We start from the raw sequence: 24,498 nt of genomic DNA, 5'->3' as shown, positions 1-24,498 counted from the left end.
CATCAATGAAGGTTGCTGTCATCGGAGGGACAGGACTATTGGGATCCGCGATTGTGGCTTACCTATCCTCGCGCGGCCATTCAATTGTTTCTATGAGTAGAAGCGTGGATTTTGGGAGTCCGAGTGCTATCTCGGTCGACCTTAACCAGGCGACGTCTCCGTCTTATTGGCTGCCCCACCTCGATGGCGTAGAAGCCGTAGTGAATTGCGCCGGGGTACTCCAAGATAGCCCAAAGGATTCCACGTCAATGGTCCATCATCAGGGCATTGCGAATCTTTTTGCCGCCTGTGAGCAACTCAAAATCCGCCGCGTCATCCATTTCTCCGCAATCGGGGTAGACCGGCAAACTCCCAGCGCGTTTTCAGAAACGAAATTATCTGGCGACAAGGCTCTGATGGGGCGTGACCTCGACTGGATCATCTTGCGGCCGTCTGTCGTGATCGGTCGGGCGGCCTATGGGGCCAGCGCGCTCATGCGAGGCTTGGCGGCCCTGCCGGCTCTGCCGGTGATGCCGAACACGGGACAGCTCCAGATCGTCCTGCTCGAGGACGTCGTGCAAACAGTGCAGCATTTTCTAGAGCCCGGTGCGCCGACACGGACAATTGTCGAACTGGTCGGCCCGCATCGCCATTCTTTCCATGAAGTCATTGCACTGATCCGCCGTTGGTACCGTTGGCCTCCGGCGCGCGAGATCCGTTTGCCGAACTTCGCTTCGAGCCTGATGTACAAATTCGGTGACATGATTTCGCTGTTGGGCTGGCGGCCTCCCGTACGAAGCACTGCCGAGCGGGAGATCAGGCGGGGCGCGGTCGGCGATCTCGAAGACATGCGGCGGCTTGGGCTGCATCCAAGAGGCCTGCCGGAGTTCTTCGCCTCCGAACCAGCTTCAGTGCAGGAACGCTGGTTTGCGCGGATGTATTTGCTCAAGCCAGCGATACTTATTGTGTTGTCTCTATTCTGGATCTCGACTGCCTTTGTCTCGCTCGGGCCGGGCTGGGGCTACGGTATGGGTCTCATGGGCGAGGGCGGCGTCGAAGGAGCGAGTGCGGCGCTCACGGTGGTCGCCGGCGCATTATCCGACCTGGTGATTGGACTCGCGATTGCCTATCGCCCAACCAGCCGGTACGGCGTCTATGCGGCCATCGCGATTTCCTTCACTTACGCGATCATCGGGACCATACTTGTGCCTCGCCTATGGGCCGACCCTCTAGGGCCGATGCTGAAAATCTGGCCGATTATCGTCCTGCATTTCGCAGCGCTAGCTGTTCTTGAAGATCGATGATGCTGTACTTCGTTCTCAAGTACTTACATATCGTCGGCGCCGCTGTCTTGCTTGGCACGGGATCCGGCATTGCATTCTTCATGCTTGCAGCTCACCTCGGCGGAAAGCCCTCCGTGATCGCGGGCGTCGCCCGAATTGTTGTGATTGCGGATTTTATCTTCACAGCCACTGCCGTCGTTGCACAGCCCGTCACAGGCTCGCTGCTTGTGCTGCACGTCGGTTACTCCTTCTGGGAAGGATGGATCGTTTGGTCGATCGTGCTGTATCTCATCACAGGGGCGCTATGGCTGCCCGTTGTTTGGATGCAAATGCGCCTTAGGGACATTGCCTCAATCGCGGCGGCAAAAGGCTCGCCTTTGCCGCCTGAATATCACCGAATTTTTTGGCTATGGTTCGCCTTCGGCATTCCAGCGTTCACTGCCGTAGCCGCTATACTCTGGCTGATGATAGCCAAACCCCAACCTGCGGTTTTTTGAAAGATGGGAGGAATTGCCGAGCTAGACTCAGGAATCGGGTATTCCTATGCCAACTTGCTGCAGCCGCCCGGACAACGCGCAGACGTAGCGAACTGGGGCATCACGACCATTGGGCCGCCCGACAACACGGCTGCCGACGAGGGACTCACCCGGTTTCTTCTCGACATTCGCCAGCTTCTCGATCGCGAGGAATAGAGCGCGACGCGCGGCAGCGGCGCCAGCCTGTTGATCGCAAAGCCTATTGAGGGGGAGGGGAGGCGGTAGGAACCAACGCGGCCGCGAAGGCTTGGCACCTCACCAAGGGGCCGGTCGAGGTACAGGATGAGCGAGGCACTGTGCGACACGCCTCTCGAGCCAGCCACCACGTGAGAAGATGACCTTTGCCTTCGGAAGGCAACGCCTTACCCGACCCAAAGCTCTTAGCTCGAAGCGGACGATCTTTGATGTCATCGCTTTTAAAATGCTCTAGCTCGCTCAAATTGGTCCATGATGGATTGGAGCAGAGTTCAAATTTCTCAATGCGTTAGAAGGCCGCGCGTGCATGACGTGTGCACCGGGAGATCAAGAAAAATCCATCGCAGGCAAGCGTCGGGGGTCCTTCGTTGGAGCTGCGCAACGTCGCAAAACGTTAGCGGATAGAGAGCGCGTGCGCAGCGCAGGCTGGCGCCCACCGCAGGGTCTACTAAGATGCCCAGCTTCGCGAGCAGCGCTCAGCGTCGGTCAATGCCGAGATGTCACGTGAGCTGTAGTGAGAAAGCAAAAACTGACGTCGAGGCTCGAGTCGCTCCCCCCTAGGCCGCGTACTCATAAATCGACCGCGTGAATCGATTTCCGCTTGTCCCCCAATAGCGGCGCGAAAGCGGGCGTTGTCGGGCTTCCGAGAAGGGTCGATTTTGTTGCAAAAGTCAGTTGAGACGAGCCGGTAAGCGTGATTCCGTTGTGTTGACGCGAATCGCGATGAGGTCGATCCATGATGGGCCGTCTGAAGAGTGACCAAGGTCAACTGTTCTACGAGTTTCATCTCAGCGACGCGGTTCCCGAAGATCATCTGGTGCGGAAGATCGACGCTGCTCTCGATCTGTCGTGGCTTCGCAGCGAACTAGCTCCTCATTATTCGTCCATGGTCGCCCGTCGATCGATCCGGAGCTGATGATCCGGATGCTGATCGTGGGGTATGTCTTCGCGATCCGCTTGGAGCGACTGCTCTGCCGTGAAGTGCAGGTGAACCTCGCCTATCGGTGGTTCTGCAAGCTCGTGTCGAGGACGCTATCCCGGTCATTCGGCCGTCTCGCGGGTTCGCAATGAGTGCTTCCGCGAGGGAGATGTCGTTCGTCGCGTATTCTAACATATTGTCGAGGTGTGCATTGTGGCCGGTCTGGTTGGTGGCGAAGGTTTTGCGGTAGACGCGAGCCTGATCCAGGCAGATGCCAACAAGCAGCGCTCAATCGCGGGTCAGGATTGGCGCAGGGATCGCGATCCGGCGAGGTCAAGCCGCGCGGCTGAAGGAGTATCTGGCGACCTCGACGATACGGCGTGGGGCGCGGCCAGTGACGTTGTCCCGAAGTTCGTTTCTCTCTCCGACCCCGCAGCCCAGTGGACCGGCGCTCACAAGGGACCAGCATTCTTCTCTTACTCCGACAACTATAAGTGAAGTTCGGCGTCATCGTTGATGTCGAAGCGTCCCGTGCCATTCGCCAGGCCGAGGTCGGAGCGGCGAGGACAATGATCGAACGAACAGAGGAGCGCTTTGGTCTCAAGCCGGAGCGGCTTGTCGGGGATACTGCTTGCGGGGCTGCTCCGATGCTGAATTGGCTGGTTGAGGTATCGCGCCACATGTCCCCGTGTTCGACAAGTCGAAGCGAGATGACGGTACCTTTTCGCGCAGCGACTTCGATATGATCCGACCAGCGACGTCTACCACTGCCCGGGCGGAAAGCGGCTCGGGACGAGCGGCAACGTGCACGAGGGCAAACGCTTCTGTATCGTGCGAGCAAGCTCGACTGCGACGCATGCCCGCTTAAACCGCAGTGCTGTCCAAAAGAACCAACGCGCAAGATCCCGCGCGATATACATGAGCACGCCCGGGACGTCGCCCGGTCGTTCGCTGGCGCCGAAGGCTTCGAGACTTCGCGACGTGTCAGCGCAAGAAGATCGAGATGCGGTTTGCGCTCTTGAAGCGCATCCTGAGGCTTGGCCGGCTTCGGCTTCGTGACCCACAGGGCACCCAGGTCGAGTTTGTTCTGGCTGCCATCGCTCAAAATCTGAGGCGCCTCGCGTCGTTCGTTGCGCGACCTCCACCCGTTCATGCTCTGTGCATTGCGTAGCGTAGAAGTTGCGTTGAGAGCGTTAGGGTCGGCGGATCAAAGCCGGTCGGCCTTACCGTGCCGAAAGACATCCGTCGGTCACAGCCGACTTTTGCAACAAAATCGACCAGAAGCGGACATTGGAGTGATAGCGTCTCAGCTTCTTATGGCGCAGTCGGCGCCCGGAAACTGATTCAGGTTACAGCCGCAAATAGGCGCATCGGCTCGGCAAGACCCTTAAGCTCGGCCGGTCCCTGATCGACAAACTTGAGGCCAGCACCCGCGACTAAGTCTCTTACCGTGCTCGAGGCCAGAACTTCGCTCGCTTTCGCATGCTGAGCTACCCGGGCTGCGATGTGCACAGCAACGCCGCCCACATCGTCGCCCATCAACTCAATCTCACCGGTATGAACGCCGGCCCGTACTTCGAGATCGAGCGGCCGCACCGCGCTGACGATCCTCTGGGCGCAGCGGACAGCGCGCGCCGGGCCGTCGAACAGGGCCAGAAATCCGTCGCCTGTAGTCTTAACTTCGCGTCCGCGATGCCGCTCCAGTTCCGAACGCACCGCCGCATGATGCGCTTCGAGAGTTGAACGCCACTGCCTATCGCCCACCAACGAAGCTCTCCTTGTCGAGTCGACGATATCGGTGAACAGCACGGTCGAGAGGACGCGATCAACGTCGACGGCAGTAGCGAAAACACCCATGAATTGTCTGATCTCCTCGACAAGCCGATCCTGATCTCCTGACCATGCGAGGTGATCGCTACCCGGTAGTTCGATGTAGCGCGCCCGAGAGATTCTCTCTCCAAGCTCGCGGCCGGCGAGTGCACGTATGCGGACGTCGTCGCGCCGGTGCATGACAAGCGTAGGAACACGGATCGACGGCAGGATTGCCGTTACGTCGATCTCGCGGTTCATACGCATCAGGTTAATCACATCGGACGGGCTGGCCGCCGAGCGCTCGAACTTGGCGAAGCGCTCCATGGCCCCGGGAATTGCGGCTGCCGAGGGGGAGAAACTTGGCAGACTTTTGCCGGTACCCCAGTTGGACCGGATATCGCGCTCCAGTCCCGCAAAATCGTCAAACGGAACGGAGGAGCCAACCGTGCGCGCATACGTGCCGAACAGGATGAGACCGGCGACCCTTTCCGGGTAGGTCGCCGCGAACAGGATCGACATCGGCCCGCCCTCCGAGACACCGAACAAGTAGGCTCTCTCAGAACCCGCGGCGTCGAGGACGGCGCGGATATCGTCGATCCTTTCATCGAGATGCGGGACACCGACGCCACGATCGCTGAGACCCGTGCCGCGTTTGTCGAATCGGATCAGTCGCGAGAACGAGCCGAGGTCGTTAAGGAAACGCGCGGCGTTGGGATTCTCCCACGACAGCTCCAGATGCGATACAAAGCCCGGTGTCATGAGCAAATCCGGACCGTCCTGTCCGGATATTTGGTACGCGACGAAGACCTCGCCGCTGGTCACATAGCGCGTCTCGACAACCATGGCTTCCCGCCAGTCTGGGTCACCGGGTAGCCTACGGCTAAACGGCCACGCAGCGCAATCGAGCGGCGAGAGGCTCATGACCGTGTGGCCATGGCCCCAGGCTGCTCATGTTCGCTGAGGGTCCGCGGCGCACCTCTGCCGAAGCCTTCGGAGGCCTGCTTTGGGTCAAAATCGGTCCTGTCATCGCTCGAATTGGACGCAAGTACGTCTCCAATGATCTCGAAGCGGACGCGGGATTGGAAGGGCTCCGGGCTGAAAATGACCAGCCTCCCTAGCTGAGGAGGTCAACATGACCGATAGCCCAAGCACTATCCTCGAGACACGCTCCTTGGAACAAGGGGAAGATATCGGCGCAAAGCCGCCGCTCCGTCCGAAGCACGTCTGGTCAATCCGAATCAAGCTGCAGGTCGAAGGCCGAATGCGCGATTTGGCGCTATTCAACGTCGCCATCGACAGCAAGCTGCGCGGCTGCGACGTCGTAGCCTTGAAAGTCGATGGCCTTGCGCCGGGCGGATATGCGGCCGACCGCGCGACCGTCCGACAAAAGAAGACCGGTCGGCCAGTCAAATTTGAACTGACGGAATCAGCCCGGCAGGCAATCGATGATTACCTGCGCCAAGAACTCAGGAGAATACCTGTTCACTGGCCGTCGGTGGACTGGACATATGACGACCCGCCAGTATGCCCGACTACTATCTCACTGGATCGCTGACATCGGACTGGACCCGCACCTGTTCGGGACGCATTCCCTTCGCCGGACGAAGGCGAGCTTGATTCATCGCCGAACCGGCAACCTACGAGCCGTACAGCTCCTTCTGGGGCACACGAAGATCGAGAGTACCGTTCGATATCTCGGCATCGAGGTCGACGACGCTCTCGCGATAGCAGTGACTTCGGGGGCAGAGCAGACGTGCTCTGCGCTGCCCTCACAGACGGCTCCGGGCCAAAAGCCGAACTCACCAGACTGAGCGCCATGAACAAAAGTTCCCCTCCGTGCTATTGCTTCCTAAAGCGCTCTATTTCGACCGTGAACCTGACCCGCATGACGGGCCCTATATTATCGCGGACTTCAATGACAGCTTCGCCGGGTTTGATTGGGCGTTGCAAGCTTTCTCGGGCAGCGTCAGCCATGGCTTGGGTCGCCTCCCGCTCTACGCTGTCCATGTCGCCAAATTCCATACCTTCCTCGTCAACCACAAGGCCGTCTTGGTCTACTAGATCGAAGTAGTAGCGTGTCATTTGTCACTGCCAAGGCACCCCCACGGACAAAATAACTCAAGTTAATTCTGTTCCTGTCCCGCCAATTCACTGCGCCAGAACCAAACAGGACACCACGGGTCAATGCCCCGCCAACGACACGATGGGGACAGACCGGAAACTGGAACGAGCCGCGAGCTGCTTTCGTCGGCTTTGGGGCACAAGCTGACAACTTGGCGCAACGGCGTGAAGGGGCGCCCTGTGACAAAGGCCGAGCGCGAGACCAACATGCGCCAGATGATCCTTGAGCACATCAAGGAGTTACGCAGACTTCCTCGGTGAGTGAAGGCGAGTGAACGTGGGCTACCGGCCCCAAAGCCCCGCCGACCTTCGGTTTTGGCTTTCTCGACTCAAGGTCGGCACCAATCAGACGCTCTAGTGTTCCAACCCTTTGATTCCCGGACCGTCATCTCAACCAGAGCGACGGCATCACTAACGCCGCTCATCTGAATGTCGATCATCTTTTGGGCGACGAGACCGCAGAGGGGATCGTCCCGGTCTACCAAGTCCAGCTTTCGCAGCGCGTTCTTGAAGGCCAATTCAAGCACATGTTCTTGTTCGCGGGTAAGATCGGTGTTCTCAATCAGCCGTGAAATCGGCATGACCGTGCTCCCTGTTTGAGTAGGCGGGAGCGCAATTGGTCACCGATAGACGCCACGAACCGGGCGGTGATGGAACACACTGTTCCTCAGCCGTTTGGCAGTCAATCCCCCTAGAGTGCCAGAAGAACGATCAGGCCCTTGATCCTTCTCGGTGCAGCCGGCGTTTTGGGATTCAAGATATTCAGCGCGTGAACGATACTCTTCGGCGATCTCCAGCAAGGCGGCCTTAGCACGCTCGTCAGCTGACAGAGATGCTTGCTCGCGGGCGGCCTGTTCGAGGCGTCGGAGTTCTCGCTTTATGGAGGGAGATTACCCGGACGTGCCGCGGTCCGCATTAAAATGTGCTAAAGTGTACACACATCCCCCACTCACTCACGGCAGTGGAGGTGGGCTCGGCTTAGTCTCTCGGATCACCCAGTACAGGTGCTCAAACCACCAGCGGCATTCCGCAATGCAAGCCCGGTTTTGATCAGACAGGCGACGGCTCTCCGCGATCGCGTCGTCCGCACGTTTGAGCAGTTCGGCATCAGCTTCGTTCATGTTGGCGGGAGACTACAGCCCCATCTGGTGGACCGTCATTAACAAAGTCCATTCCATCAGGGACACCGCATCCACCGTGGAATTTCCGCTATGGTCAAAAGCTGCGGTGAGCACCCTCATCGTGTGAGGTCCGGTCTCCCTCGGAGAGCCGACGTGGTCGACAGCTCGCCCGTTGTTCGGCTCATGTCGGCCTACTCGACCACTTCGTTGGCGCGAAGAAAAAGAGAGGAGGGAATTTGGATGCCCAAAGACTTCGCTGTGGTTGAATTGATGACTAATTCAAAGGCCGTAGGCTGCTCTATAGGCAGCTCGCTCGGCCGTGCACCATTTAAGATGAGTGCCGCGTAGGCGCCGGCTTTTTGTAGCGCTCCGGCTAGGCTGGGGCCGTAGCTCATCAGGCCGCCGACCGCACAAAACTCGCGAAATTCGTAAGTCGCCGGGAGCGAATGACGCTTGGCCAATGCGACGATTTGCATGCGCTGGCCGAAAAAGCCCGCATCATTGCCGACAAGCACTGCACCGACCTGAGCCCTGACAAGCTGCGCAAATGCGGATTCGAGGTCATCCGGACTGCGCGCTTTGGCGACCTCCAAGGACCGCCCCGTGGAACGCGCAATCTGTTCGATTTCCACCAGCAACTCCTTATTGTCAGGGTTTATCAAGAGACCTACGGTCGCGTTCGGTGGGAGGAGTTCCCGGATTAATTCAAGCCGCTTGAGTGTGAGCGTTGCCGTCTGCATGGATACGCCGGTGGCATTCCCTCCGGGGCGAGCGAAGCTTTTCGCGAGCCCGATCTTCACGGGGTCGGACGCAATGATGAAGACTATGGGAATGGTTGAGGTGGCGCGCCTTACAGCGAGAGCAACCACATTGCCTGGTGCCACGATCAAGCTTGGGTTCAGGCTTACGAGTTCTTTTGCAAGCTCAGCAAGCTTGTCGTGATTTCCTTCGGCCCATCGGGCCGCTTTCGTAACGTTTCTGCCGAACACATATCCTCGGTCCGCAAGACTTCTGTCGAACGCCTCAATATCAGAGCCTGGCGAATTCATTGACAGCATACCGATGACAGGCATCGCCGCCTGTTGTGCCCGCGCACTGAGTGGCCACGTTGCCGCTGCACTAAGAAACGCGATGAAGTGGCGCCGCCGCATGAAACCCTCCGTAGGAAACGCTTCATCGTCGTAGGAAGCCTGACAAACTCTAAAACCGTGCGGCGAGGATCAGAGGAGCCGCCGCGACCCAATGCCCGCTTAGGGGCAAGGCTGCCTTTGCGAATAGGTTGGCGCGACGTCCGCTATAAGATAGCCGCCTAGCTATTGCAGCACTATAGTCGCGGCTGGTGAGCGCCAGACTTGTTCAAGGAGCATTGGTTTGGAGGGCTGGCCTTTGTTGCCGTAATGGAAACCGAGAGCCTTCGCTGGCTGCCTCGAGCTCACGTTTCTAAAGTTGTGGACCTCGCCCGGCATCTCCGCGTATGCTTCGCCTACCTTGAAGGTCTGCGGCGGCTTTCCATCAACTTCGTAGACAACCGCACCTTCAAGTACATACACGAATCTCGGCGTTGGGTGCGAATGTCGGCCGGTAGCGGAGTTCGGCGGAATGTCAGTAACCCAGACGTTTATGCGCTTGCCCTCCATTTCTGGAAGGGCAGTCTTGAGAAGGTCGGTCCGCTTAATCGTTGCTGGCTGTTGTCCGAATGTAATCTGATCGCCGATTACAAACAAAGCTGTCCCAAGGATCGTCCCAGACAAAATGGCTCGCCACATAGCGGGACTCCCATTGCATAGGCGGGCGGAGCGGCTCGCGACCGTAAAAGTCTAGGATGCGAACACAGCTTCGCCAAGTCTCCTTCGGGTCGCGAGCGTCGATTTGGCCGCGTCCTCACCACGTCCGGTCTGCGTCGGCTGCTGACGTGGCGGGCACGGTGGCGATCTTCGCCCTCGAACCAGAAGCAGACGCGCAGTTCCGCTCTCGAACCACCACTTGGCCCTGCTCCGGGCAGTTTGATGCACAACCTTGCGCGTGAGGAGTGAAGGTATTGAGATGCCCTGTCTGGCATCTTCAGAGACGAGCTCGGAGATAGCTTGGTGCTAGGTGCAGAGTTCTTCTAACAGTGCCTTGCTGTCCTTCAAGTCGCGAACATCGAAGCCCTCGTCGAACCAATCGTAGACCGGGGCGAGAAGGTCGCGTGCTTCATCACCCTTGCCCTGGCGGCGCCAGAGCCGGGCGAGAGTGACGGCAGAGCGGACCTCCCAGAGTTTCGCCTCCTGTTGGCGAGCAATAGCAATGGAGCGTCGAAACTCGGTCTCAGCCTCGGCCTCGGCGTCCGGCCGAGCCGTCAGCATCAAGTCGCCTCGTCGCCGATGCAGCTCGGCCTCGAACCATCGCACCCCCAATTTCTGCGTTAGTACTAAGGCGTCGGAGAGTTGACCGAGGCCGGTTTCAAATCGTGCTCTCTTTGCCTCGGCTGCCGCGAGCTGCGCAAGGTAGAACGGAAGAGTCCATGCTGCGCCGGACGCCTGGAATCCCTCGATACCGTGTCGCAGTAAGTCCACCCCGGCCTCGGCGTCGCCGGCTTCGGCCAGCGTCCAACCGCGATAGGCGGTCCCCATCGCGAGAAAGAAAGCAAAGCGCTGCTCCGAGGTTAGCGCAACTAGCTCCTCTGCCAGTTGCGCGACCATACCCGCGTCATCGAGGACGAAATGCAACCGGCAAGCGACGCTCAGCGCGAAGGCAAGGCTGATCGGATGGGACGACCCGCGCGCCTCCGAGATTGCCTCACTGCTCTGAACAAGCGCCTGATCGGGAAATCCAAGAAGGCTATAGGTTAGCGAGAGGAACGAAAGCATCGCCACGCGGGCGTTTTCTGCGAACAGTGCCGTCAAAGAGCGCTGCTGCGACGGATCGTAAAGGGCAAGCCCCCGCTCGAGATGGACGCGCGCCAAGGCCAATTGCCCGCGATGAAGGCAGCTGTCGCCGACAGCCCGATGACCGGCGACAAGAATGGCCGCATCGTTCTGTCGTCCGGCCAAATCTAGCAGTTCCTCAGCGATGCGATGCGATCGGTCCGTTTCGCCCCGCACATGATAGTGCACGAACTGCCCCCAAAGCGTCTTGAGCAGGTTCGGCCTGTCGTTCAGTAACTCGCAAAGGCGGCGAGCCCGGGCATAAGCCTTGCCGGTCTCTTCGGCCGCATGTCCCTTCGCAGCGATCAGTGCGCCGCCGAGTGCGAGCTGGAGGTCGGCTTCGATGCCTTGGCGTCCGGCGGTATCGGGCAGATGGGATAGCAGATCGAGCGCTTTTCGCATCTGCGCGATTGCTTCTGTCATTGCCGATCGAGCTTTTGAGCGCTCACCGGCTTCCTGCCAATACGACACTGCCTTTTCGATCAGACCTGCATGCGTGCAATGATGGGCTAGGATCTCCGGTCGCTCTTGAATGCCCTTATAGAGCCTCTCCTCAAGCGCGTCCACAATTCGTGCGTGCAGCTCGCGGCGTTGGCTGCGCAACAGCGTGCCGTACGCCGCATCTTGGATCAGTGCGTGTTTGAACAAGAAATTGGCGTCGGGCGGTTCGCCACGCCCAAACATGAGCTCGGCATTGATTAGCCGATCAAGTGCAGCCTGCAGCTCATTGTCGCATCGCTGTACAACGGCGGCAAGCAGGTCGTAGGAGAACTCGCGGCCGATGGCCGCGCCGATCTGCGCCACTTCCTTGGCTATCGGACCGACCCGGTCGAGCCGCGCCATCAATGAAGCATGGAGCGTGGCCGGCACAGCAAGTCCGGGTAGCGGCGCGAAGGAGATGGCTCGCGGGATCCCCTCGTTGCTTGTCTCGAGCACCGCTTTGGTCAATTCCTCAACGAACAACGGCACGCCATCCGTTCGTTCAGCAATCTCATTAACAATTTCGGTCGGCAACGTCCGGCTACCGGCCACGCTTCGGATCAGCGTGGCACCTGCTTTCTGGTCCAGCCGGTTCATCACAAGCAAACTGACGTGCGGCTTTCCGCTCCATACCAGCTGGAGCTCGGGGCGGTAGGTGATCAGGACCAAAACTGGTAAGCTTGCTACGCGATCGACCGTCCGGTCCAGCAGCTCGCGCGAGCTCGGATCGATCCACTGCATGTCCTCGAACACGACCATGACTGGGTGTTTTTCTGCAAGAACTTCAAGCTGGCGGACCAGAGCGGCGAAGCTTCTCTCCTTCTTTTGTTGCGGCGTAGCAGCAACCGGCAGATACAGGTCACCGCTGGGAATCGACAGCAACTCGGCCAGGATCGCCACGTCCTCGTCGGACGGCAATGCCGGGGACAGTAGCAGCCGGAGCTTTTTGAGCTTCACAGTTGGCGCGTCCTCACGATCGAAACCAGCAGCTCGCTGGAGTTGTGCGGTGAAGGGATAGAGCGCACTTTCCTGATGGTGAGGCGAGCAGAAATATCGCAAGAAGGTGTGCGGCTCGCGCTCGATACGCTCCTGGAGAGCCGCAACGAGGCGCGACTTGCCAATGCCAGCCTCGCCGACGAGCAGCACTACTTGGCCGCTATCCGCCTTCGCAAGATCCCAGCTCCGCTCCAGTCGCGCGAGTTCTTCCTCACGCCCTACCAGCGGAGCGAGCATCGAAGGGTGCAACGCCTCGAAGCGGCTTTCTGCCGTTCCCTCATGAAGCACCCGCCAGGCTTGCACCGGGGCGGCAAAGCCTTTCAGAGTCACCGCGCCGAGGTTTTCATAGTCAAAAAGCCCGCCGATGAGCCGTCGCGTGTCCTCAGCGATGACCACGCCATCTGGTTCAGCGAGCGCCTGCAGCCTAGCAGCAAGGTTCGGCGTCTCGCCAAGGACCGCCTGTGTTTCTGCAGCCTCGCTGCCGATAAGATCACCTACGATGACGAGACCAGTCGCGAGTCCAAGACGAACCCGCAGCTCGAACTCGGGCGGCCCTCCAGGCGAATGCCTGGTCGCGGCGATCTCAAGCGCAGCGCGCACGCTGCGTTCGGCATCGTCCTCATGCGCTGAGGGATGGCCGAAGAGGATGAGCATGCCATCTCCTATGTAGCGGCTGATGGTTCCGCCGTATTTGCGGACGACCGCCGCTACGCTATCGCGGTACTTGGCGATTATGTCCCGTAGATCTTCTGGGTCGAGCTTCGTCGCAAGCGCTGTCGAGCCGACAAGGTCGCAGAACATAACTGTGAGCTGGCGGCGCTCGGCGGAAGAACTTGGTACGGGTGATAAGCTCGAACGCTCGGTGACCCGTGACGTTATCGAGGTCGATGCGCCGGCAGCCGCCGTGACTTGCGGCAGTACTGTTGGCGTGAGCGCCGCACCGCAGTCACCACAGAAGTTCTTTCCTTTCGGATTGTCGGCTCCGCACGCGGGGCAGCGAAAGGATAGCGCCGCGCCGCAATCGCCGCAGACCTTCTTTCCCTCTAGGTTGAATCTGCCGCACTTCGGGCAATCCATGCCGCACCCAATCGAGCTTCGACCAATATGAGGTCGCGTCGGTCCGTGGGCGCCCCTTCAGAGCGCTCTCGACGATACTCTTCAGCTGCCTACCAAGCACCAAGAATGATCAAGTCACAACGGTCAGAAAGGAGATAGAGGCGATCGTCACAAGGACAATGAGCCAGCCGGGTGTCATCGTTGCCTCCCGAGCGTTCGTCTCGAAAGCTTAAGCTCGCAGGCACCACAAAATTATGAACTAGCTAACACTCTGCAGTTGAAGCCCATTTTCAATCTTAGAAAGCGACCACAGCCTGACACGACCGAAACGCGAGAATGGTGCCGCAGCAAATGCCTGCATTTGCGGGCAGTCGACTGACCACCGCCTCCAGAGTCGATGAAAGGATCTCTCGCACGCCAGCACCGCGAGCTTTTGCAGATATGAATTTGGAAAAGAGCAACTCTTGGGCGCGAAGCTCACCGATCGGCCGACTAGGCATTTGCCATAGGACCAAGAAGCGACCCAAGAGTAGAAGTGTGGTGCTCAGGGAAAATGTCTTGGCTCCAATTAGGAACGTCATGATGAAGTGCCGGCTTAGCGTATGAACCCCTCCTTCATAGGTGGACAACCATGGCTTACCCAACCGAAGCGCCTCGCCAGAATCATCGATCTCCTCCGCAGAGGAGTGAAGTCGCTCCTGCCGACGACATACGCACGATCATGCTGAATCAGGTGGCTTGGGGCGCTGTTTTCGCAGGGGCCGTAATCGGGCTAGTCATGCAGATTATCCTCAATATGGTCGGGCTGGGCGTAGGTCTATCGACGATGGATATCGCTCAAGGCGACGCGCCTAGCGCGGGCTCAATGTCGGTCGGTGCTGGGATTTGGTTTGTCGTCTCGGGAATAGTCGCCGCTGCGCTCGGCGGGTACGTACTGGCCGGCTTCCGGCAAAGCATCGCAATCGACGACGGCTTATCACGGTCTAATTTCTTGGGCGGTCTCGACGCTCACTGTGGTCTATCTTCTCTCGTCGGCTGCGTCTGGCATGATCGGTGGCGCCGTCAGCACGGCGTCCTCGGCTCTTGGTGGAGCAGGTAAGGCATCTAGGCGGAACAGTGCAGACTGTAGCTCAGACCGCAGCGCCCTCTCTGAATAACGTTGCCGACCCGATGGCAGCCATCGAAAGCAAAGTGCGAAGCGCGTCCGGCGGCCGGGATCCTGCAGCACTTCGTGACGCCGCGATGACAGCTGTTCGAGCGGCACTAACTGGCGACCCTGCGCACAGGCTGCTGCGAACGATAAGGCGGCGGACGCCTTAGCCAAGCCGCAGAACATCTCTCAAGACGAGGCGAAAGGTCAGATCGCTCAGTATCAGCAGCAGTACAAGGAGACGGTAGCGACGACCAAAGAACAGGCAAAGCAGGCGGCCGACACCGCGGCGAAGCGTGTATCGCAGGGCGCCTTATTCGGTGCCCTTGCCCTCCTTCTGGGCGCGCTGGCTGCATTTTTGGGTGGTCGAGCGAGCGCTGTGACTCCGGCTGTTTCGGTCAGAACAACCTAAGGCGAGATGACCACGTTGGCATTACAGAAGGTCCGGGGCTGGCTTACGGATCTCGGCGTTCTCGCCTCGCGTCCCGCCGCATTCGCTATCGTTGTCGTGTACAGACTACTTTGGACTTTCGTTGGCCGTGGGCTCGGGTGGCACGATCTGGCGACGCTTTCGACGTGGGGGATGACCTTGGTGATTCAGCGAGCTGAGCACCGCGACACGCAAGCTCTTCATGCAAAGTTAGACGAACTGTTGAGAACAACGGGGACGCGAAGAACTCACTCATGACCCTCGACAACAAGGACGCCGAGGAAGTCGAGCAAGAACGGGCGGCTCAGTTCCGTTCCTGATGGGAGAAGCCCAACATATGCGCCAGCTTGCGAGCCGCCACTGGTCCCATTGACTGGGTTGCCCCGCCGGTTGCCACTTAGCTTGGCAGTTTGAGTGCGCTGGAAATCTCAGCCACGGTCGCCTTCTCGGCGTCGCTGACAGCTACACCTCCAATACCCAAAAATCCGCCCTCGCTGGACGCCTCGGCAACGCTTTGGCTGATCTGACGCAACCAGTTCTTGAAAGCCACGGCGTCGCCGGGGGACTTCGCAGCGAGAATGCCGTCAACTTTCCGTAAAATTTGGATACAGGCGTTCTTCACTTCGGCAGGTTTTTTACCGCTCAGTTTTTCCTTCAGGCCATCTCGGGACGCGGTCCGGCCCTCACTTGTTGCAAAGTCATCGACAACGGCCTTGATGAGCGTGTTCGAACCAGTGTCCATTTTGGCTTTCGCGAGTAGCGTGCCGCTCGCAAAACTTTCTTGGAGTAGACCCCAGAGGCCACTTGGCTCGGCGGCGCTGACGGCGAGTCCCGGAGCCATCACGCTTTCCAAAAGGGTTTTCCATTCGTCGGATGTGAAGGTTGATTTGTCAGCCATGCCCATCTCCTTGCTCTTTGGATCAATCTTCCAGAAGCTGAAAACGCGCCGCAACCGCCATAGTTGCTTGTTGGGTATCGGCGCAACGAGCGATTCGCGCCCGCCTTTACGCCTGGCAATAGAGGTCTCGCCGATCTCAGTTCCTAAGCACATCGGCCGCGCTGGGAACACTTGGCGTAGGCGAAAGGAACGATCCTCTGGGGTGCTAAGTTTTTGCCCCGCCCGACGGGAAGTAGCACTCGGAAGCGGGAATTTTGCTGAGCACTACGATGTTGGATTGCCGCGGGGTCAGCGTTCAAGCAACAGGCCACCCATGCGTTCTCGAACTAAGGCGTTGCCCAAGAATTCGCCTTGCAATTGTGCCCGTCTAGGGTCGTAATGCTAAGATTGTTTGAGAATATAATTCAGTCCTGTTGTGTTGAGGTTGTGATGAGTATTTCCGGTCGGATCTTCGATGCCGCTGTTGCTCTGCACCAACGTAGCGTATTTCTCGAACGTCAAATTTCTGAATTGGTTGACCTGCGAAACCGATTAGCGCACGCCCAGTTGCGCCGTTCCCGGTCAAGGTCGGGGCGTTTAGTTTCCAGTAAACTAGGTCGGCGCCGTAAGTGTAGGTAGGGCCTTCCGGGTAACAAACCCCGAGTTGCCAATTGCCCTTCATAGCTCAATCTATGGGCAATTCGTGAGTCGCGGGGATTCATGGTACGGAAGGCATTTGAGACGATGTCTCTCGATGAGCTGTGGCGACTCCACACGGCCGTCAATGACATTCTCGCCGCTAGACTCGTGGCTAAAAAGGAAGAGCTTGAACGACGATTGGGGCTGCTCAACCGGGAAGATAAGCCGCCCAATTTATAAGATGCTTAGATTTCCTGACCATTCACGCTGACTAGCCCCCGCGCTTCGGCCGTCGGCGTCGCTGCACTAATTAGGATTGGCGCAACGATAGCTCCTTCTAATCCTTGACTGGAGCGTTGAGCAGGCGACCGCCCAGCGCCGCTGGTTGAGCCGTGTTGTTGAGCGCACCCCTTGCAGTACGCGATAGTTGCAGGCCCAAGTCGGGCGGCAGTGGGTATCGACATGCGCAGCCGACGTCTTCGCCTCGGAGATGTTTCGAACCCCTGGTGGGCGAACCCTCGAATTTGACGTCGGCATGAACCTGGACGGCACGTTGAGGCCGTGCGCAACCGGCTATTGTCTGCCGCCTCCACCGAAGAGGTGCTGGCGCTGAAGTCGACGCCCGCCGGCGGTCGTCGGACCTCGGCTGCGTCGATGGACGGTACGAGAAATGCGACCCAGTGGAGCGCGGCGCGATTAGGCGATGGTCCGCTTGGCCCTTTTAGCGGCTTTCCAACGAGGCGCTGTTCAGGTCAGCTTGGGGCCACAAACGGAAGTTGCCTTGTCAATCATTCGATGGCGCCTGGCGAGACCGGAGCCATGCCCGGTCTGAGCGTTGACACGCTACTGGCCACGCGCCTGTGATCACCGAAAACAACCGCGCGGGGTGTTATTGCACGTGGATCAACACCGCTTGTGCTTGTTCGACTTTGACTGTCAGGTATCCGCGAGTTCCGACATATCGCCACGGTCGTCCGAGGCAAGTCCGTGGAGGCGAACAACCGGATCATACGGTCCCGCAAAGCTTCCTTCTGCAGCAACACGAAGATGGCGACCACCACCATGATGCCGAACGTGGCGAATGGTGACAGGACGGGAGACAGAGATTTCTCCAGCAGCGCTAACGGGTTTGTGGGCTGGCTGCCGGGCGCTGCCTGCTCGCGAGCGGGAGAGTCGACCTTGGGCGCCGAAGGCGGCGCGGTCGCGGCTTGCCCGGGCTTCGCATTATACCCCAGGTGCTCAAGCATGCCTGACATCTTGTCCAAGGCAAACTCCCGCACGGTCAATACCTTCTTCCCGATTGTCGCCGCATACTCCGGGGCATGACGGGCAATTGTGCGACCTGGAATCCAATGATGGTGCCGAGATAGCGATGATCCCGATCGCAAGGAGGACGGCGATGAGAACCGATGGGATTCGGCCAAGCCGCAACCGCCGAGGAAGTTCACCAGAGGAGACAGGACGAAAGATAGAAGAACCGCGACGGGTCGGCGCATAGGAACACAGCTGTCTCCTCCGAGTTCGAGTGTTTAACCTGTTGAGGAGCCTAAGATGAGCCGCGGAATGCCCTCCATGACCGCACTTCTCGGAATGCTGGCAATCGCCGGGTATCAGAATCGAGACAAGCTGGCGGAGCTGCTCAAAGGTCCGGGCGCTGGATCGCTTGAGCCGGCCAACGCCCAGCAACCGCTCGGCGGCCTACTCGGAAATCTTACAGGTATGTTGAGCGGCGCAGGCGTCGGGGGCCTGCTTCAAGGAGGAATTGGCGAACTCTTGGAGAAGTTCAACCAAAATGGCCATGGAGACGAGGCCAGGTCTTGGGTCGGCTCTGGGCCGAACAAGGAGATCTCGCCGCCGCAGCTCCGGGAAGCAATTGGGCCCGAGGTGTTGGAGAAGCTCGAGAAGGAGACCGGGCTTTCTCAAGAGGAAATTCTCGCAAGGTTGTCGCGCGAGCTGCCCCAGGCAATCGACAAGTACACGCCGGATGGGCGTTTACCGACCTCCTAGCGACCGAATTGTCGCCGCTTTTTATTAAGGAGGAGCAGAGCATGAGCATTATCTGGACGATAATTATCGGCTTTGTTGCGGGAGTCATCGCGAAATTCATCATGCCGGGCGACAACGAACCCTCCGGGTTCATCCTGACGACCATCCTCGGCATCGTCGGCGCCTTCGCTGCAACCTACCTTGGCCAAGCTCTTGGCTGGTACCGTCCAGGAGAGGGTGCCGGACTCATTGGTGCCGTGGTCGGCGCCATCATCGTGCTCTATGTGTATGGCCTCTTCGCCGAGCGACAAAGGCGCGCGATTTGAGATGAAAGTCAGGCTGCTGGCTGAGCGAACATTTTGTCTGATCAGATACCAGGAGCGCGACGTCGTCAGCGCGCTCCTGCTATCTATATCACTCATGAGGGAGACTTCACCTCGCTCCGCGCTGCGGCGGCAGCATCCATGCCGGCTTGCTTGAGCCGGTCCACAACTTCGGCCCCGGTGTCGCTGATCTCTGCGATGACGCTGTCCGAAGCTTCCCGGACGGCCTGCGAGACCGCACCGGCGCGCCGATTCAGGTCGGCCTTCACATCGTCGCTGACCTCGCCGATATATCTGTTTTCGAGCTCGGACGCGCGAAATGCGCCGGCAACCGCTGCACCGATCGCGACACCCACGACGCCGAGCACGAGGGGTTGCCGTTCAAGCATATCTGCAAGCGACGATTTCGCGCTGTTGATGGTTTGTCTGTCCGGGGACGAACTGGCGAGCTTGCTGAATTGCTCCTTCGCGAAGGCGACGCCCTCGTCGAAGCGGTCGCGGATGTTGTCGGCAGCTCCCGACACAGCGTCGGAAGTTGCAGCGGTCGCGCCACGAAACGTGTCTCCGATCCCCATCGAACTGTCGTCGTCCATTTCAGGTGCTGTCGGAGGCGCCACGGTCTGCTTGACGGCGGATGCCGCCGACCTGAGGCCACTCGTTCCAACGTCGGCGGCGGATGCAACGGCCTCCGTCGCCGATCGCGCCGCACTTTTCAGGCTCTGGTCGCCGGCGAGCAACCAGAGCGCGCCGCCCCCGATCAGTGCGGCGGCAACAGGGTTTTCCCCGGCGGCGGTCACCAAACTGTCCATAAAGCTGGTTTTTGTGCTGCTCATCGCACCATTCCCTTCACGGTATCCTTATCCTTTTCGAGCTGGCCAATCGTTTCCCGGGGGGCCAGATGACGCGCGTCAAGCCGGTTGATGCCGATGGCGACCAGCACGGCGGCGATGACCGCCGCGATGATTGCCGAGGTCAGATAGGAGACCGGCGGCGACCATCCCGCCGAGATCAATGCGGCGGACAAGGCGAACAGCGCCATGACGATCGCCGGAATCACCAGAACGGCGCCACCAACGATCAGGCCCAACGCCCCGCCGATCTTCTGAAGCTTCTCGCCAAGCTCCGCCTTTGCCAGGTCTATTTCATTCTGGAAGAGCTTGGCGAACTGCGACATGGCATCGCCGAGCAGTGTCGAAATAGCCCTGAATTCGCTTTGGCTGGTTTTGATATCGCGCTCGATGCTCATGGTACCGTGCTGCCCTGTGCCGACGAGGTTTGTTTCGTATCAGAGCTGCGCTGCATGGACTCTTGAGCCCAGGCTTGTTGGCCCGGCCTGAACGAGGTCCCGCCCGGCTTCTGACCGCCTCCCGAGGACGCACTGCCCGTCATGTCGCTCTGCCCCGCGGAGGACGACTGCCCTCCCGATGCCTTCAGGAAGCGGACTGCCGCGAAGCCTGCCAGCACTGATATCCCGAGAAAGGCCGCAGGCTGACGTTTGGCGAAATCGGTCGCGCCCTCGACGAGATCTCTGAAGCTTCCTTCCCGGATCTTCTGCGCAGCGTCTTCGACATAGTCGGCGGCGGAATCGATCCCCCGGGCGGCGAACGGCACGTCTGCCTCAAACGCGCGGCCCGCTTCGCGGATATTATCTGCCAGGCGCTCGATGAAATCGGCGCCGGACCGGGCCTGGCTCTGGATCTGGTCCACAGTTCCTTCCGCGACCCCCTTTGCTGCATCCGCGGCCTCACCGAACTTGTCGCGCGCAAGACCGGCCGATGCCTGGAAAGCATCGCCGGCGCGCTGCATCACCTCCGCTCCGGCATCGCCAATGTGTTCTTTCAAATCCTTTGCGGTGCCCTTGTCCGGGTTCTTTCCGAATTGGGTGACGTTGTGCGGGTCCAAATCGCTCATGATGGTTATCCTCAAGTGTTGGTTTGAGAGGGGCTAAAGGCAGCTTTGACCACGTCTTCGGCTGCCTCCTTCAATGTGTCCGCCATGTTCTGCGTCAAACGGCTGGCATGGCTTCCGAGATCAGCCTCGGCGACTTTTTGCGTCGCAGCATCGGCTGCGGATGTGGTCGCGTCTTTCGCCGCTTCGAACCCGGATTGCGCGGCAGCAGCCGCAGCCTGCTTCACTCCGTCACTTGCCTGGCCCATCACCTTGGCTTCAGCCTTCGTTTCGGGAAGAGCGGTAGCAATGATGGCGCCGATCGCGATACCCAGGCCTCCGATCAGCGCGGCATTGTCGCCAATGGTCTGTCGGGCCCGGTCAGGGGCGTTTGCCGCGGCATCCTTTGCGGCGTCGATGCCGCTCTTGAGCTTTTCACTTGCGGAGCGCGCAGCCTGCGCCGCGCTCGCCCGCAGATCAGAGGCGAGACCAGCGGCCTTGTCCTGCGCGTCACCGGCCATCCCGGCGGCCCGGCTTTGGGCGGAGGATAGCGTGTCCCTGGCGTCGCCCTGAATGGCCCGGGCGCCCTCCGTCACGTTCCCAAGCATGTGCTCCGCTTTGTCCATGACCGGGCCGGTGACGTCTGCAGCGCGATCCCGCACTGTCTTCGAGGTCAGGGCTAGTCCGGCGCCGATCATGAGAAGTGGCAGCGGCGTGCCTCGCACCAAGCGGAGCAGCGGGACACCCACTGCGGCGCCCGCGGCCACGGCGCGCATCGGATTGTCCATGATCTGTTGCTTGAGCCCGTCGACCCAACTCTGGGTCTTATGGCTGACGTATTCGGTGACTTCGGATTTGATGTGCTGCGGCGAGACCTTATGGCGAATGTCATCGGCGGTGTCCGATATCCGCTCCCTCAAACGCCCCACCGTAGTCGCCAGCTCCGCGCGCGTGCGCTCAGACTCTCGTCTCAACTCCTCCACCGATCGCGTCATCGATCCATCCTCTTATTTCTCTTGGATTTAATGACGAACTCACGCTTTCTTGAATCGTTCCTCAGGGATCGTCTTGGTGATCCCTGTAGCGATGTGACGTGCTTTGAAGAGCGGGTGGAGCTAATCTGCCCACCGCGTCCATGTAGCTTCGAAGCGATAGAGCTCGCGCGGCGTGCCCGCTTTACGCGATGCTAAATTCCGGAAAGCCGATAGCTTCGCTAAGCAAGCACTGCGTTGGAGCAGCGTGACCCCAAGGATGCACCTGAACTTCGGTAGTCGGCGGCAGCATTGGGTCATCAGGTGATAGACTTTCGGAGTACAGGGAGTTGCTCCTGGGTCACCTTGTGACGCTCCAACATCTTTCGTTGCAACTTTTTCCCGTTTCCCTCATTAGAGCATCTGAAACAACCAGCGGCCATACGGGCGCTCGGTTCACTTATCGTAGGAGGGAAATGGATGAAGTGGGTCGGCTTGTCCGGTTTTGCGATTGCCCTTGCTTCATTTGTAACGTCCTCCGCGTCGGCGATGCCCGCGGCAACACCGGATGCGATTGGCGCGTCCGATTCTAGCGCGCTCCCGGTCAAAATTGGGCACGGTCATGGCTGGGGGCGCCGTGGCGGCCGAGGGCATCACTACGGTTGGGGCAGAGGCCGTGGCCACCACTACGGCTGGAGGCACCACCTTCGCTGGTAAGCGGGCGGGCCCGTCGACCATTGGGTTGCTAAAAAGCGCCCAGCTACCTTTGGACGCTTGTCCCCTCGAAGCTCGCATTGCAAACTGACAGGATAGTTATCGCCTGCACGCCCTTTCCGTGAGGTTGGGGCGAGAACATTGCGCCGGTGAGGGCGGTGGGAGTCTCTTGATGCTGTGTTCCAGGCCGCGACATCCGATCCGTACGACGCTCGATCTAGCGGATGTAAAGCAGGTGAGATCCAAAAAGGAGGCTCGGCATATCGCAAGCTGACCTAGCCAAGATTGTGAGCAAGATCGGCAATTCCCTGGCGGCTATCCAGAAGGAAGTTGAACTCGACAAAGCAAGCACTGTTGAAAAGCGTCAAGTTGCGAGGAAGCACGTAGTTGCCCAGCAGTGACTTCCGATCCGCCTGAAATTTTCGCTTCCGAATTACGATAGCTTATCAAGGTTACGCTCCTGTTCTGAAAGTGGCGAGGTCTCGGGGAGCATCAAATGCATGGCACCCACCAAATCAACACCATCATCGCAGCAACAGTTTGCGACTTCTTCAAAGATCATTCCACCGCTCGGATCGCGAGTGAAGACGCTAAGCTGCTGGGGTAGTTAATCGTTGAGGCGCTGAATAATGCGGGGCTGGAGGTTGCCCTAGTCATCAAACAGACGCACCCGGCCCTTCGACTTCGCAGGATTGACAGTTAGGACTGGCGGCCAGGGGCATGTGCTCAAGGCGTGACGAGGTCGGTTGAACGGTCGTTTTCCGCTTTGGGTTAGCAGCAAACGGAACGAGGAGCGGAAGCGATGGGCCAACAGCCGACATCTCCAAAAGAGGCAAACGCCCTGCTCAAACAAAGAAACCCGCCGAGCGTTCTTGCGGGTTCACTCCCTGTGCCGCTGGCAGATCGCGGGCGATCTCATTTTCTAAGGCGGTCCTCGAAGGCTATTTCTTTCTTCGACGCGGAGCCGTCCCTCAAGGAAGCGTTGTAGTCGGCCTGCGAACTATTGATGTTTGATGGATTGCCGGGCGGCACTGCTACCAGTTGTCGCCCCGCTCGTGCTCGTTGGCTCTCCCGGTGCGTGAGAAGCCGAGCCAGGCCGGTCCTGGTTGCCAACATAGCCGGATTCGCCGGAATCGCGGATCTTAATGCCCTTATCGACTTGAGTTTGCACGTTTTGAGCAACACCGGATTGAGACGTCGTCTCCGTTTGCTGCTGGGCGGCAGCAGGTATCGACATCATTGGAAGTGCGACAAGGAGCTGCCGATAGGTATCGCATGGCTGTTTCTCCATCTAGCCCCGCCGCTTGATCAATGTGCGCAGCCCCGAACATTTCCGCCCTACTGATGAAAACTTGTGACTGCTGCGTTGACACATCTCACGCAGTAGTAAGCAGCACAGAGTGCAATCTGTGTTCTTCATCCGCCGCTACAGCCAAGTCTTAGTGCGCAACGGCGGCACCGCGTCTCGTAGGAACGACCGCGCAACGGTTTCGTTGTGCTCGTCTTCCGGACAAGAAAGGATAACGATCATGGACCGTGAACATGTGAAGGGCGCCGCCGACAAGACAAAGGGCGCGATCAAAGAGGGTGCCGGCAAGCTTACCGGAGACAAGGACCTGGAAGCCGAAGGCAAGATGGATAAGGCAAAGGGCTCCGCCCATAACGCTGCGGGAGACGTGAAGGACGCCGCGCGGGACGCCGCTGACGCCCTCAAGAAGTAAGTAGAAGAAGGTCTGAACTAGCCGCCTATGGGCGGCCTTTTCTTTTCTGTCAGTCCCACGACAAGCTTTGGGGCCGCTCTAGCTCGTAGGCTTTGCCTCCGCAATCCACATACGTAAGTGAAACTAGCCCATTTCGGCTCTGGGTCATAATGCGAAAACTTGGCCTGAGCAATCAAAGTCCGTACCGACCCGCTAAGCGGAACTCAGGTGTCTCAACTGCGCTGATGGGCCACTAACGGACTCATGCAACGCAGAGCTCATTCGATTATCTCGTCGGCACGGGCGAGCACGGACGGTGGCACGGTCAGACCGAGCGCTCCGGCAGTTTGGCAATTGACGACCAGTTCAAACTCGATTGGTTGTTCGACAGGCGGTTCGGCGGGCTTTTGCTCCTTT

Annotated in this window: 19 protein-coding genes and 2 pseudogenes; 10 read left to right on the top strand and 11 right to left on the bottom strand. The window is 59.2% G+C overall.

The features are described 5' to 3' along the window. Positions 1-5 precede the first annotated feature (5 nt). The 3 genes and pseudogenes from GGD66_RS38300 to GGD66_RS38290 all read left to right on the top strand — a co-directional run bounded on the left by GGD66_RS38300 (position 6) and on the right by GGD66_RS38290 (position 4,083). Positions 6-1,283, top strand: coding sequence for an SDR family oxidoreductase (locus tag GGD66_RS38300; RefSeq protein ID WP_183238168.1), 1,278 nt, complete (start codon positions 6-8; stop codon positions 1,281-1,283). Continuing rightward, positions 1,283-1,759 (top strand): DUF2269 domain-containing protein, encoded by a 477-nt coding sequence (locus GGD66_RS38295; protein WP_026202655.1) that lies wholly within the window; start codon positions 1,283-1,285, stop codon positions 1,757-1,759. Before GGD66_RS38300 ends, GGD66_RS38295 begins: the two co-directional genes overlap by 1 nt. Before the next feature lie 970 nt (positions 1,760-2,729). Continuing rightward, positions 2,730-4,083: pseudogene (locus GGD66_RS38290) on the top strand (IS1182 family transposase). Positions 4,084-4,256: 173 nt separating this feature from the next. Here the strand turns inward: GGD66_RS38290 and GGD66_RS38285 are convergent. Next, positions 4,257-5,567, bottom strand: a complete 1,311-nt coding sequence (locus GGD66_RS38285) for an adenylate/guanylate cyclase domain-containing protein (RefSeq protein ID WP_183261767.1) — start codon at positions 5,565-5,567, stop codon at positions 4,257-4,259. Positions 5,568-5,856: 289 nt separating this feature from the next. Here GGD66_RS38285 and GGD66_RS41820 point away from each other — a divergent pair, with 289 nt between their 5' ends. Both GGD66_RS41820 and GGD66_RS41815 read left to right on the top strand, forming a co-directional pair. Then, complete coding sequence (locus tag GGD66_RS41820) at positions 5,857-6,279, top strand: hypothetical protein (protein ID WP_246783516.1); 423 nt, start codon at positions 5,857-5,859, stop codon at positions 6,277-6,279. Further along, complete coding sequence (locus GGD66_RS41815; protein WP_312014220.1) at positions 6,170-6,535, top strand: tyrosine-type recombinase/integrase; 366 nt, start codon at positions 6,170-6,172, stop codon at positions 6,533-6,535. Before GGD66_RS41820 ends, GGD66_RS41815 begins: the two co-directional genes overlap by 110 nt. Before the next feature lie 28 nt (positions 6,536-6,563). Here GGD66_RS41815 and GGD66_RS38275 read toward each other — a convergent pair whose 3' ends face one another. The 5 genes from GGD66_RS38275 to GGD66_RS38255 all read right to left on the bottom strand — a co-directional run bounded on the left by GGD66_RS38275 (position 6,564) and on the right by GGD66_RS38255 (position 13,425). Beyond that, entirely contained in the window at positions 6,564-6,806 is a 243-nt protein-coding gene (locus GGD66_RS38275; protein WP_183238170.1) for a DUF6894 family protein, read from the bottom strand. 368 nt (positions 6,807-7,174) lie between these two features. Beyond that, a complete protein-coding gene (locus GGD66_RS38270) occupies positions 7,175-7,426 on the bottom strand; it encodes a hypothetical protein (protein ID WP_183238171.1) in 252 nt (83 codons plus the stop codon). 731 nt (positions 7,427-8,157) lie between these two features. Beyond that, the gene (locus GGD66_RS38265) at positions 8,158-9,117 is read right to left on the bottom strand and encodes an ABC transporter substrate-binding protein (protein WP_018322497.1); all 960 of its coding nucleotides are present in this window, start codon (positions 9,115-9,117) and stop codon (positions 8,158-8,160) included. 162 nt (positions 9,118-9,279) lie between these two features. Beyond that, positions 9,280-9,603, bottom strand: coding sequence for a cupin domain-containing protein (locus GGD66_RS42525; protein WP_409362400.1), 324 nt, complete (start codon positions 9,601-9,603; stop codon positions 9,280-9,282). A gap of 453 nt (positions 9,604-10,056) precedes the next feature. Next, the gene (locus GGD66_RS38255; protein WP_183238172.1) at positions 10,057-13,425 is read right to left on the bottom strand and encodes an adenylate/guanylate cyclase domain-containing protein; all 3,369 of its coding nucleotides are present in this window, start codon (positions 13,423-13,425) and stop codon (positions 10,057-10,059) included. 700 nt (positions 13,426-14,125) lie between these two features. Between GGD66_RS38255 and GGD66_RS41810 the strand changes: the two are divergent. Then, positions 14,126-14,966, top strand: a pseudogene (locus GGD66_RS41810) (PhnA-like protein). Between the two features lie 6 nt (positions 14,967-14,972). Next, positions 14,973-15,242, top strand: a complete 270-nt coding sequence (locus GGD66_RS38250; protein ID WP_246783518.1) for a low affinity iron permease family protein — start codon at positions 14,973-14,975, stop codon at positions 15,240-15,242. A gap of 139 nt (positions 15,243-15,381) precedes the next feature. On the opposite strand, the gene GGD66_RS38245 is transcribed toward GGD66_RS38250, so the two are convergent. Further along, positions 15,382-15,882 (bottom strand): hypothetical protein, encoded by a 501-nt coding sequence (locus GGD66_RS38245; RefSeq protein WP_183238173.1) that lies wholly within the window; start codon positions 15,880-15,882, stop codon positions 15,382-15,384. 2,169 nt (positions 15,883-18,051) lie between these two features. Here GGD66_RS38245 and GGD66_RS38240 point away from each other — a divergent pair. Together GGD66_RS38240 and GGD66_RS38235 are read left to right on the top strand one after the other, a co-directional pair. Beyond that, positions 18,052-18,507, top strand: a complete 456-nt coding sequence (locus GGD66_RS38240; RefSeq protein ID WP_018322502.1) for a YidB family protein — start codon at positions 18,052-18,054, stop codon at positions 18,505-18,507. 41 nt (positions 18,508-18,548) lie between these two features. Then, the gene (locus GGD66_RS38235) at positions 18,549-18,812 is read left to right on the top strand and encodes a GlsB/YeaQ/YmgE family stress response membrane protein (RefSeq protein ID WP_183238174.1); all 264 of its coding nucleotides are present in this window, start codon (positions 18,549-18,551) and stop codon (positions 18,810-18,812) included. 92 nt (positions 18,813-18,904) lie between these two features. Here GGD66_RS38235 and GGD66_RS38230 read toward each other — a convergent pair whose 3' ends face one another. Genes GGD66_RS38230 through GGD66_RS38215 form a run of 4 tightly spaced genes read right to left on the bottom strand, consistent with a single transcriptional unit; the run spans position 18,905 to position 21,691 of the window. Next, on the bottom strand, positions 18,905-19,618 hold the full coding sequence (locus tag GGD66_RS38230; RefSeq protein WP_312014223.1) for a hypothetical protein: 714 nt from the start codon (positions 19,616-19,618) through the stop codon (positions 18,905-18,907). A 20-nt stretch (positions 19,619-19,638) separates the two neighbouring features. After that, positions 19,639-20,055 carry a phage holin family protein gene (locus GGD66_RS38225; protein WP_018322505.1) on the bottom strand — a complete coding sequence of 139 codons (417 nt, stop codon included), beginning with the start codon at positions 20,053-20,055 and terminating at the stop codon, positions 19,639-19,641. Continuing rightward, entirely contained in the window at positions 20,052-20,720 is a 669-nt protein-coding gene (locus GGD66_RS38220) for a hypothetical protein (RefSeq protein WP_183238176.1), read from the bottom strand. Before GGD66_RS38220 ends, GGD66_RS38225 begins: the two co-directional genes overlap by 4 nt. 11 nt (positions 20,721-20,731) lie before the next feature. Then, positions 20,732-21,691 carry a DUF3618 domain-containing protein gene (locus GGD66_RS38215; RefSeq protein WP_183238177.1) on the bottom strand — a complete coding sequence of 320 codons (960 nt, stop codon included), beginning with the start codon at positions 21,689-21,691 and terminating at the stop codon, positions 20,732-20,734. A 2,219-nt stretch (positions 21,692-23,910) separates the two neighbouring features. On the opposite strand from GGD66_RS38215, the gene GGD66_RS38210 reads away from it, so the two are divergent. Further along, positions 23,911-24,102, top strand: a complete 192-nt coding sequence (locus GGD66_RS38210; RefSeq protein ID WP_026202761.1) for a CsbD family protein — start codon at positions 23,911-23,913, stop codon at positions 24,100-24,102. The last annotated feature ends 396 nt before the right edge of the window (positions 24,103-24,498 follow it).

This window comes from Bradyrhizobium sp. CIR48, assembly GCF_014198315.1.
Taxonomy (GTDB): domain Bacteria; phylum Pseudomonadota; class Alphaproteobacteria; order Rhizobiales; family Xanthobacteraceae; genus Bradyrhizobium.
Note: the sequence above shows the minus strand (reverse complement) of the source record. Positions and strands in the feature narration are given on the sequence as shown.